Genomic DNA, 11,273 nt, shown 5'->3' with positions numbered 1-11,273 from the left:
CCAACTCCGTCCCGAACGATGGTGACTAGGCGCTGCGCAGGCTCTTGGGCCGCATGTCGGTCCAGTTCCGCTCGATCCACTCCAGGCAGTCCGGCTTCTTGCCCCGGGCGCCGGCGTCCTGCCAGCCGGGCGGGTTGTCCCGGTCCTCGGGCCAGATCGAGTACTGCTCCTCGTCGTTCACCACGACCTTGTAGTCCAGGTCGAGTTCGTCGTTGGACATGGCAACCTCCACAAGCGGAATGGGTTTTCTGAACAGGTATGGACGGAACGTCAGTCGGAGAGGTGGTGCGCGAGTTCGGCGACCGTGGGGTGGAGCTGGACGTCGACCGGCTTGAGCGCGAGGCCGAGCTCACGCTTGATCCGGAAGGCGATCTGCACCGCCCGGATGGAGTCGCCGCCGAGGTCGAAGAAGTCGTCCTCCGCGCCGACGCGCTCCACCTGGAGGATCTCCGCCCACACCCGGGCCAGGGTCTCCTCCAGCGGGGTCCGCGGCGCCACCTGCCCGGCCGGGTCGGCGGCGGGGCGGACGGGCGCCGGCAGCGCCGCGCGGTCCACCTTGCCGCTGGCCGAGAGCGGCAGCGCGTCCAGCACCACCACCGCCGAGGGCACCAGGTACGCCGGGAGCCGGCGGCCCAGCCAGGCGCGCACGTCCTCGGCCGAGACCGTGGCGGAGGCGGCCGGGACGACGTACCCCACCAGCCGGCGCTCCGCGCCCTCGCCGAGCGCGGCGGCGGCGCCCGCGGCGACGCCGGGGTGCGCCCGCAGGTGCGACTCGACCTCGCCGAGCTCGATCCGCAGGCCGCGGATCTTCACCTGGTCGTCGGTGCGCCCCAGGTACTCCAGCTCACCGGTGGCCGTCCACCGGGCGACGTCGCCGGTCCGGTACAGCCGCGCCCCGGGCACCGCGCCGGACGGGTCCGGGACGAAGCGCTCGGCGGTCAGGCCCGGACGGCCCAGGTAGCCGCGGGCCACACCGGTGCCGCCGATGCAGAGCTCCCCGCGCGCCCCGGCCGGCACCGGCCGTCCGGTCCCGTCCAGGACGTGGGCGACGGCGCCGGGGACGGCCCGGCCGATCAGTACCTCGCCGTCGGCGGCGCAGCGGTGGGCGGTCGCGTAGACGGTGGCCTCGGTCGGGCCGTAGGCGTTGACCAGCTCGGCCACCGCGGCCCAGCGGGCGGCCAGCGGGGCCGGCAGCGCCTCGCCGGCGACGACGACCCGGCGCAGCGCGGGCAGGTCACCGGGTTCCAGGCCGGCCAGGACGCTCGGCGGCATCGAGACGACGGTCGGCCGGTGCGCGCGGATCGCCGCGACCAGCCCCTCGCCGACCCGGTCGGCCCCGCCGGGGGAGACCACGAAGGTGGCGCCGGTGGTGAGGACGGACACCAGGTCCGCGACGGACACGTCGAAGCTCAGCGACGCGAACTGGAGCAGCCGGTCCTCGGGGCGCAGGTCCATCACCTCGTCCGCGACGGCCACCAGGTTGTCCAGCGACCGCCACTCCACCTCGACGCCCTTGGGCGTGCCGGTGGAGCCGGAGGTGTAGATGACGTAGGCGAGTTCGGCGGCCTCCGGGCGGACCGTCCCGGGGTGGACGGCGTCCGTCGCCAGGGTGGTGTCGAGGGTGCGCCAGGGGCCGTCCGGGATGCGGCCGGTGGTGTCCGGGTCGGTGAGGACGAGCGGGACGTCCGCGTCCTTGAGCACGAACTCGATCCGGCTCGCCGGGTAGTCGGGGTCGACCGGGACGTAGGCGGCGCCGAGCCGCCAGACGGCGAGGACGGCGGCGACCATGTCAACGGTGCGGCCGAGGCAGATCCCGGCGCGGTCGCCGCGGCCCACTCCGGCCCCGGCGAGCAGGGCGGCGAGCCGGGCCGCGCGCTCGTCGAGCTCGCGGTAGGTCAGCCGGCCGCCCGTCGCGTCGGCGACGGCGGTGCCGTCACCGTTCGCCGCGACCTGCGCGGCGAAGCGCGCCAGGACGCCCTGCGGTGCGACGTCCCGCGGAGCGGCGTCCCGCGGTGCGACGGCTTCTGCGCGCGGCAGGGCCTGCGCCGTGACCGGGGCGGCGAGTTCACCGTCCGGGTCGCCGACCAGTGACTCGACCGCCCGGACGTGCTGGTCGGCGATCTCCTCGATCTGGGCCGGGCTCAGCCGGTTGGCGTCGTAGTCGATGCACAGCTGCAGCCCGTCGGTGAGCGGGTTGCGGAAGAAGGTGACGGTGAGCGGGACGTCGGCCGGCTCCACCCGGCGGCTGGCGGTGAGTTCGCCGAGGCCGCTGAGCAGGTCCGCGTGGGCGCCGTCGCCCATGGTGTCGCGCATGACGTGGAAGTTGTTGAAGGTGAAGTTGGTCGTGAACAGGTCGCGCCCGCCGGCGAGCTGCCGGATCCGGGCCAGCGGCAGCCGACGGTGGGGCAGGATCCGGGCCTCCGCCTCGAAGACCCGGCGGACCAGGTCGGAGCGGCGTCCGCCGCCCACCGCGAGCCGGAACGGCACGGTGTTGAGGAACAGCCCGCGGGCCTCCGTCCCACCGGTCTCCTCCAGCCGGCCGTTGAGCGTGACGCCGCAGCAGACGTCGTCCAGGCCGGTCTGCGCCGCGATCACCTGGAGGTGCGCGGCGAGCAGGACGGTCTTCTCCGGCACGCCGAGCCGCTTGGCCAGCGCCCCGACCCGCGGGCCGAGGTCGGCCGGCAGGTGCGCGTCGCGCCAGCCGTACCCGCCGACCACGCCGCTGGCGCCGTCGCCGCGCAGCTCCTGGCCGGCCGGCGTGGGCTCCTGCCCGGCGAGCGCCGGGAGCTCCGGCAGGGTGTGCCCGGCCAGCGTCTCGGACCAGAACCGCCGGGCCTCGGGCGAGGCCGAGGCCCGCTGCTCCAGGGCGACGAAGTCGCGGTAGGCCGAGGCCGGGGGCGGGAGTTGGGCCAGGCCCTCGCCGTCCAGGAGCCGGGTGTAGTGCAGCAGGATCTCGGTGATGGTCGACCACAGGCTCCAGCCGTCGAGGATGGAGTGGTGCTCGACCAGCGTCCACTGGAAGCTGTCGTCGCCGAGCACCTGGACGGCGAAGCGCAGCATCGGCGGCCGCTCCAGCTCGAACGGGCGGCGCTCGCGCTCCATCAGTTCGTCGACGGCCCGGTCCTGCTCGGCCGGTGACAGCCCCCGCAGGTCCTCGACCAGGACCGGCAGCTCGGCCTCGCGGTGGACGAGTTGCAGGGGCTCGCCGTAGCCGGTCAGGTCGAAGCCGGTCCGCAGGACGGGGTGCCGGGCGACCACGGCCCGGACGGCGCGGCCGAACGCCTCCTCGTCGAACCGGTACGGCAGCCGGTAGCTGGCGGCGTTGACGTACGGGAGCACCCGGAGGTCGGACGCCATGTGGTAGATCATCCCGACCTGGAGCGCCGTCATGGGGTAGGCGTCGTCGAGGCCGGCGCCGGGGCCGTCGGCGATCCGGGCCCGGTCGGCCGCGGAGAGCAACTGGAAGGGCTCGGTGCGCGCGCGGTCCTCGGCCGTGTCGGCGGCCGCGGCCAGGTCGGCGAGGGTGCGGTGCCGGTAGATCTGGGCGACGGCGATGCCGAGGCCGCGGCCCCGGGCGAGGGCGGCCACCTGTACGGCCCGGATGGAGTCGCCGCCGAGGTCGAAGAAGCCGTCCTCGGCGCCGACCCGCTCGACCTGGAGGATCTCGGCCCAGATCCCGGCGAGGGCCTGCTCGGCGGGGGTGCGCGGTGCCACGTAGGCGGCGGCGTCGCCGGAGAACTCCGGTGCGGGCAGGGCGGCGTGGTCGATCTTCCCGTTGCGGGTCAGCGGGAGGGTTTCCAGGGTCACGACCGCGGCGGGGACCATGTGGGCGGGCAGGTGCCCGGCCGCGAAGTCGCGCAGCTCCTGGGCGTCCGTCCCCTCGGGGCAGGCCGCGTAGGCGACCAGCCGGCGGTCGCCGGGGGAGTCCTCGCGGACCACCGCGGTGACGCCCCGGACGGACGGGTGCCGGCCGATCGCGGCCGCCACCTCGCCGAGTTCGATCCGGAAGCCGCGGATCTTGACCTGGTCGTCGTCGCGGCCGAGGTACTCGAGCTCGCCGGCGGCGGTCCAGCGGGCGAGGTCGCCGCTGCGGTACAGCCGGGCGCCGGGCAGGTCGGTGAACGGGTCGGGGACGAAGCGCTGGGCGGTGAGGTCCGGTCGTCCGAGGTAGCCCCGGGCCACCGCCTCGCCGCCGACGTACAGTTCGCCCCGCACGCCGACCGGCACCGGCTCGCCGTGGCCGTCCAGCACGAGCGCCCGGTAGCCCGGCAGGGCCCGGCCGATCGGGCTGCTGCTGGAGCCGAGCCGCTCCTCGTCCAGGACCTGCCAGGTGACGTGGACGGTGGTCTCGGTGATGCCGTACATGTTGACCAGGACCGGGCGGTCGGGCGCGTGGCGGCGCCACCAGCTGCGGACGGAGGCCAGGTCGAGCGCCTCACCTCCGAACACGACCAGGCGCAGCGCCAGTTCGTCCCGCGGGTGGCGCTCGTCCTCGGTCACCAGCTGCCGGAACGCGGAGGGCGTCTGGTTCAGGACGGTGACCCGCTCGCGGACCAGCAGGTCGCGGAAGGCCGCCGGGTCGCGCGTCACGTCGCGCGGGACGACCACCAGGCGGCCGCCGTGGGCGAGGGCGCCCCAGATCTCCCAGACCGAGAAGTCGAAGGCGAAGGAGTGGAACAGCGACCAGACGTCGGTGTCGTGCAGGCCGACGGTCTCCGCCCCCGCGTCCAGCAGCGCGGCCAGGTTGCCGTGGGTGACCTCGACGCCCTTCGGCCGGCCGGTGGAGCCCGAGGTGTAGATGACGTAGGCGGCCTCGCCCGCCGCCGGCCGGACCGGCCCGGTGTGCGCGGCCTCCGTCGCCCCGGTGGTGACGAGGGTGCGCCAGGGGCCCTCCGGGACCCGCCCGGCGGTGTCGGGGTCGGCGAGGACGAGCGGCGCCCGGGCGTCGCCGAGGACGTACGCGAGCCGCTCCGCGGGGTTGTCGGGGTCGACGGGGACGTAGGCGGCGCCGAGCCGCCAGACGGCGAGGACGGCGGCGACCAGGTCGACGGAGCGGCCGAGGCAGAGCCCGACCCGGTCGCCCCGCCGGACGCCCTCCCCGGCGAGCAGCGCGGCGAGCCGGGCCGCGCGCTCGTCGAGCTGACGGTAGGTCAGTCGGGTGCCGGTGCCGTCGGTGACCGCGACCCGGTCGCCGGCCGCCGCCACCCGCGCGGCGAACCGCTCCGGCGCCGACGTCCGCACCCGCGGTGCCGGGGCCGTCCCGACGAGTTGCGCCCGCTCCTCGGCCGACAGCAGCTCGGCCCGCGCCACGGGCGCGTCCGGCTCGGCCAGCAGGGACCCGAGCAGCCGGCTCCAGTGCCCGGCCAGCTGGCCGACCAGCTCCGCGTCGATCAGCTCGGTCCGGTGCTCGACCTCGACCTCGATCCGCTCGCCGTCGTCGTTGACGTTCCAGGTGAGGTCGAACTTGGCGGTCTCGGTGTGCACCGGGACGTGGGCCGTCTCCAGCCCCGCCATCGGCGGTGCGGCGTGCCCGCGGGCGTAGCCGAACAGGATCCGGAACAGCGGGGAGCCGTCCCGGTCGGTGCCGAGCCGTCGGGCCAGCTCCTCCAGGGCGACGTCCTGGTGCTCCAGGGCGTCGAGGAACGCGTCCCGGGCGGTGCCGACCAGCTTGGCGAAGCCGGTGCCCGGGCCGGCGGTGATCCGCAGCGGGACCACCTTGACCAGGCAGTCCACCAGCCGGTCCGTCCGCGGATCGTCCCGGCCGGCCAGCGAGGTCCCGATGACCAGGTCCTGCTGCCCGGAGTAGCGGGTGAGCAGCGCGGCGAACCCGGCGAGCAGCGTCACGGCGGGGCTCACCCGGTGGGTGCGGCCGAACGCGCGGACGGCGGCGGAGAGTTGGGCGGGCAGGGTGAACCGGGTGGTCGTGCCCCGGTTGGTGCGGGCCGTGGCCCGGCCGCCCGAGCCGAGCAGTTCGGTCGCCGCGGGGGCGTCGCGCAGGGTCCGTTCCCAGAAGGCGAGGTTCTCCTCGGCCGTGGCGGCGTCCACCGGTTCGAGCTCGGGTTCCTGCGACGCCTCGCCGGGCACGGGCACGGGTGCGGCGTCGGTGCCGGGCCGGTAGTGCGCGGCAAGGTCCTCCAGCAGGACGTCCACCGACCAGCCGTCGCTCACCAGGTGGTGGGAGACCAGCAGCAGGAAGCACTCGTCCTCGGCGTACCGGAGGACGGACACCCGCAGCAGCGCGTCGGTGGCGACGGCGAAGGGACGCGCGATCTCCTCGGCCATGGCCCGCCGGGCCGCCGCCTCGTCGGGCAGCCGGAGCTCGCGGACCGGGATGTCGGCGTGGTCGAGGACGGTCCGGCGGGGGAGGCCCGCGACGGAGGAGAACCTCGTCCGCAGCGCCCGGTGGCGGCGGACGAGCGCCGCGAGGGCGTCCCGCAGCCCGCCCGGGGACAGTGCGCCCCGCAGGCGCAGCGCGACCGGCACGTTGTAGACCGGCTGCCCCGGGTTGACCTGCTCGGCCAGCCAGATGCCCTGCTGCGTCGGCGACACGGGTAGCGAGTCGGTCATGACGCTCCACTCCTCTCCTGATCGGCGGTCTGCCGCTGCCGGTGCTCGTCCGCCCGGGCCAGCCGGATGACCCTGATGGTCCTGTGCAGGCCCGGAAGGTCGGGCTCGTGCTCCTCGATGTACGTCGCCAGCGCGGCGAGCGTCCCGTCGACGAGCAGGACGCGCAGCGGCACCGTGACGGACAGCTCGCGCCGCAGCCGCGCCACGATCCGGGTCGCGGTCAGCGAGTAGCCGCCGAGGGCGAAGAAGTCCTGGTCGGCGCCGATGCTGTCGACGCCGAGCTCCTCGGCCCAGAGGTCGGCCAGGACGGTCTCCAGGGCGGCGCGCCGGCTGGACGCCGGGGCCGCTTCGTCGGCCTCCGGCTCCGGGCGGCCGGTCTCCGCCGGATCCACCGAGGCGGGGTCCACCGAGGCCGGGTCCGCCGCGGCCGGGCCGGGCGTGATCCCGGCGTCGGCCGGCTCCCCGGCGGGCAGCCACCTGTCGGCCCGCAGCTCCGGGTCCCGGACCACGGCCGTGAGGAGCGACAGGTAGTGCTCGACGAACCGGGCGATCCGCGCGGCGTCGTAACGGTCGGCCTGGTACTCGAGGTTGCCGATCGTCCCGGAGGTGGTGGTCTCCAGCGTCACCATCAGCCCGAACTTCGCCGAGCGGACCCGGACCGGCACCTCCTCGGCCGCGGCGCCCGGGAGCGAGAGCCGCACCGGGTCGACGTTCAGCAGCTCGAAGATGACCGAGGTCAGCGGCGAGCCCTGGGCGCCGTGGATCCGCCGCTCCCGCAGCGCGGTCTCCAGCGGGTAGTCCTGGTGGGTGTAGGCGTCGATGACGGTGGTCCGGGCGCGGTCCAGCAGCTCGCGGAACGGCAGGCCCTCGGCCAGCCCGGTGCGCAGCTGCACCAGGTTGACGAAGGAGCCGACCGAGGCTTCGAGCTGCGGGTGGTTGCGGCCGGCGACGGAGGTGCCGACGGTGAGGTCGTGCTGCCCCGAGTAGCGGTGGAGCAGCCCGAGGAACCCGGCGTAGAGCACCATGAACGGGGTCGTGCCGGTGCTCCGGCCGAGGGCCTCGACCTCGCCGAGCAGCCCGGCGGGGATCTCGAAGCGGTGGCAGCCGCCGCGCAGGCCGGGGCCGGGGGCCGCGCGGTGCAGGGCTGTCAGGTCCACCTCGGGGGCGTTGACGACGCTCTCCCGCCAGTGGTCCCGCAGCGCGGGCAGCCGCTCGGCCAGCACGTCCCGGTGCCAGGCGGCGTAGTCCAGGTAGCCGGCGGGAGAGCCGTCCCGGGGGCCGTCGTCGGGCGCGGCCTCCCCGCCGGCGTACAGCGCGCCGAGCTCGTCGACCAGGTGGGCCAGCGACCACTGGTCGCAGACGATGTGGTGGACGACCAGGACGAAGGCCCAGTCGTCGGCGCCCAGGCGCACCAGCACCGCGCGCAGCGCGCTCTCGGCGAGGTCGAAGGGCGCGTTGACGGTCTGCTCGACCAGGTCGGCGAGGCCGGCCTCGTCGAGCCCGGGCAGCTCGACGGTCTCGAAGGGCGCCGCCGCGACCGGGGCGACGGTCTGGACCGGGCCGGCCTCCGACTCGGTGATCCGCAGCCGCAGCGCCTCGTGACGCCGCACCAGCTCGTCCAGGGCCCGCCGCAGCGCCTGCGGGTCCACCGTGCCGCGCAGCCGCCAGGACAGCGGGAAGTTGTACTGGGCCGCGCCCGGGTTGAGCTGTTCGGCGAGCCAGATCCCGGTCTGTACGGAGCTGAGCGGCTGGGCGCCGCCGGCCGGGGCGGCCGGGATCGGCCGGGCCGTGGCGGGCGCGGCCCGCTCGATCCACTCGGCGAGCCCGGACAGCGTGGGGCGGTGGAAGAGGTCCTCGACGGTGATCTCGACGCCGAAGACGGTGCCCGCCCGCATGGCGACCCGGGCGGCGAGCAGGGAGTGCCCGCCCAGGGCGAAGAAGTCGGAGTCGGTGTCGATCTCGGCGGGGGAGACGTCCAGCACCTCGGCCCAGATGCCCGCCAGGACTCCCTCGCCGGCGGTCAGTTCGGCGGTGCCGGGCGCCAGCGGGGCGGCCTGGGCCGGGTCCTGCTCGATGTCCTCGGCGTCCTCGACGTCCTCGATGTCGAGGACGGGCAGCTCCGGCGCGTCCAGCAGCGCGACCAGCACCTGCCGGACGGACTCGCAGAAGGCCGTCACGGTGGCGGGGTCGTAGAGGTCGCGGTCGAACTCGCAGCCGGCCTCCTTGCGGTCCGGGTCGAGGCTGAGCACCAGGTCCCGGTCGGCGAGCTGGGGTCCGATGCCCCGCCACTGCTCGGCCGGGCGCCCGAACAGCACCGCGACACCGGAGCGGGCGGCGGACTCCGGCCCGGCTCCGAGGTCGGTCTCCAGGTCGGTCTCGAACGCGGCGTCCAGCCGGCCGAGGGTCACCGTCGCCGCGGACCGGCCGCCCAACTCGACCTCGACGTCCAGGAGTCGGACCGGTCCGAGGACCGTGCCGACCGCGAGCGCGGTGCGGCCGCGGTGGTGGCGGGCGGCCAGGGCGGCGGCGACCGCGGCGACCGCCGCCGTCTGCGGCTCGATCCCGTACCGGTCCGCGACCTCCGTGACGCCCTCGGCGAGGGCGGCGCTGTCGAGGCTGACCGTCGCGCGCCGGAACTGGGTCACCGGCGGGCGCGGCCGGTCGGGCGGCAGGGTCGCGTGGGCGGCGGGCTGCCGGGGCTGGAAGAGGCTAGCCGACATCGGCGATCGACTCCTTGCCGTCCTTCGCGTCCTTGCCGTTCGTCGCGACCTGGGCGTCCTCGGCGACCGTTGCGACCGGGACGGCCGGGGCGCCCTTGACGTGCTTGACGATGACGGTGCGGCCGAGGACGAGGGCGTCCAGCTTCGAGCGCAGGAAGGTGCGCAGGGCCTCCTCCGGGGTCGCGATGATCGGCTGGCCGCGCAGGTTGAAGGAGGTGTTCAGCACCACCGGGGTGCCGGTGCGGCGGCCGAACGCGCTGATCAGTTCGAAGAACCGCGGGTTGCTCTCCTGGTGGAGCACCTGGACCCGGGCGCTGCCGTCGACGTGGGTCACCGCGCCGAGGTTGTCGCGCTGCTCGGCGCGGGTCTGCGTCACGAACAGCATGTGGGCGTACCGGGATTCGGTGCCGGGGGCGATCTCGAAGTAGTCGCCGGCGTCCTGGACCCGGACCACCGGCGCGAACGGCCGGAAGCTCTCGCGCTCCTTGACCACCTCGTTCAGCCGGTCGCGCATGGCCTCGGTCCGCGGGTCGGCGATGATGCTGCGGTTGCCGAGCGCGCGGGGGCCGAACTCCATCCGGCCCTGGACCCACGCGGTGATGTTGCCCTCGGCCAGCAGCTCCGAGACGCGCTCGGCGAGCTCGGCGTCGGTGGCGAACTCCTCGACGGTGCAGCCCTCCGGCTCGCCGGCCGCCGCCGACAGCTCGTGGTCCGAGAACCCGGGCCCCCAGTACGGCATGGACATCCGGCCGGCCCGGGAGGAGGCGGCGGCGTCGGCCGCGAGCGCGGCGCCGATCGCGGTGCCGTCGTCGCTGGAGGCCGGCTGGACGAAGATGTCGTCGAACAGGCGGCTGCGCGAGACCAGGCCGTTGAGCGTGCAGTTGAGCGCGACCCCGCCGGCCAGGCAGAGCCGGTTCAGGCCGGTGCGCTCGCGGGCCGCCCGCAGGACGTGCAGCATCGACTGCTCGGTGATCGCCTGCAGGGCCGCGGCGATGTCGGCGTGGTCCTGGGTCGACGGCTCCCCCGGCAGCCGGGCGGGGCCGAGCACGGCGGCCAGCTCGCGCAGCACGCCCTCGTGGGTCTCGTGCTCGAAGGACGTGCGGTCCCGGGCCAGTACGGGGACGGTGTACGTGCCGTCCTCGCGCAGCCGCACCATGGCGGCGAAGCGGTCGTAGTAGCGCTGGGGGTCGCCGTAGGGCGCGAGGCCCATCACCTTGTACTCGTCCATGAACGGGACGAAGCCCAGGTGGTGGGTGACCAGGCTGTAGAGGATCCCGACCGAGTGCATCGCCGGGACGGTCTGCAGCACCTCGATGGACTCGCCCCGGCCGACCGCGACGGTCAGGCTCTCCGACTCGCCCATCCCGTCGCTCACCACGATCAGCGAGTCCTCGAACCCGCTGGGGTAGAAGGTGCTGGCGGCGTGGGCCAGGTGGTGCGGGACAGGCCGGAAGCGGTCCGCCCAGGGCCGGCCGGGCAGGAACTTCTCGGCCAGCGCGAGCTGCGAGCCGGTCGAGTACACCTCGCGGAACCGGGTCGAGGAGTAGGTGCTGCCGAAGCTGCCGGCCGGCTCCCCGTAGGCGAAACCGTGCGCCAGGACGTCGATGTCGTCCGGACCCAGACCGGCCTGCGCCAGGCAGAACTCGATCGCGTTGACGGGGAACGACCCGGTGGTCTTCTCCCCGGTGAACCGCTCCTCCGCGGCGGCGGCCACCACCTCGCCGTCGATCACCAGGGCCGCCGCCGAGTCGTAGCCCTGGGCGAACCTGTGCAGCCGGGGATCGAGCCCGGGGAAAGACTCCCGCTTGAATTCCAGTCCACCGTTGAGCCCGCTGTAACCGAGGACGCGCATGTCTCCAACCTCACCTCGTTGCCGCCCGAAATCGTTCGGCCTTCACGCTAGGCCGGGACATCCCCGCACGTCGCCGCCCGTAGGTCCGGAACCGACCTGTACTTCGGTAGGGCCGGGATTCCGGCCGAAAGGAC

Annotated in this window: 4 protein-coding genes; all 4 read right to left on the bottom strand. The window is 75.0% G+C overall.

The features are described from left to right. Positions 1-25: 25 nt before the first annotated feature. From IE332_RS06730 to IE332_RS06715, 4 genes are read right to left on the bottom strand one after another with little or no spacing between them, the layout of a single operon-like run. Positions 26-220: an MbtH family protein gene (locus tag IE332_RS06730; protein WP_189914220.1), complete on the bottom strand. Its 195-nt coding sequence runs from the start codon at positions 218-220 to the stop codon at positions 26-28. Between the two features lie 50 nt (positions 221-270). Then, complete coding sequence (locus tag IE332_RS06725; RefSeq protein WP_189914219.1) at positions 271-6,567, bottom strand: non-ribosomal peptide synthetase; 6,297 nt, start codon at positions 6,565-6,567, stop codon at positions 271-273. After that, entirely contained in the window at positions 6,564-9,287 is a 2,724-nt protein-coding gene (locus IE332_RS06720; protein ID WP_189914218.1) for a condensation domain-containing protein, read from the bottom strand. Before IE332_RS06720 ends, IE332_RS06725 begins: the two co-directional genes overlap by 4 nt. Then, a complete protein-coding gene (locus tag IE332_RS06715; protein ID WP_189914217.1) occupies positions 9,277-11,139 on the bottom strand; it encodes a carbamoyltransferase family protein in 1,863 nt (620 codons plus the stop codon). The genes IE332_RS06720 and IE332_RS06715 overlap by 11 nt, the downstream gene beginning before the upstream one ends. Between the last annotated feature and the right edge of the window lie 134 nt (positions 11,140-11,273).

Source organism: Kitasatospora xanthocidica (assembly GCF_014656195.1).
Lineage (GTDB): Bacteria > Actinomycetota > Actinomycetes > Streptomycetales > Streptomycetaceae > Kitasatospora > Kitasatospora xanthocidica.
The sequence above is the reverse complement of the archived record's forward strand: the minus strand, read 5'-3'. Positions and strand labels throughout refer to the sequence as shown.

Excerpts from the sequence above, each read along its gene's own strand:
- IE332_RS06730 (WP_189914220.1), bottom strand. The coding sequence starts at position 220 with ATGTCCAACGACGAACTCGACCTGGACTACAAGGTCGTGGTGAACGAC.
- IE332_RS06725 (WP_189914219.1), bottom strand. The coding sequence starts at position 6,567 with ATGACCGACTCGCTACCCGTGTCGCCGACGCAGCAGGGCATCTGGCTG.
- IE332_RS06720 (WP_189914218.1), bottom strand. The coding sequence starts at position 9,287 with ATGTCGGCTAGCCTCTTCCAGCCCCGGCAGCCCGCCGCCCACGCGACC.
- IE332_RS06715 (WP_189914217.1), bottom strand. The coding sequence starts at position 11,139 with ATGCGCGTCCTCGGTTACAGCGGGCTCAACGGTGGACTGGAATTCAAG.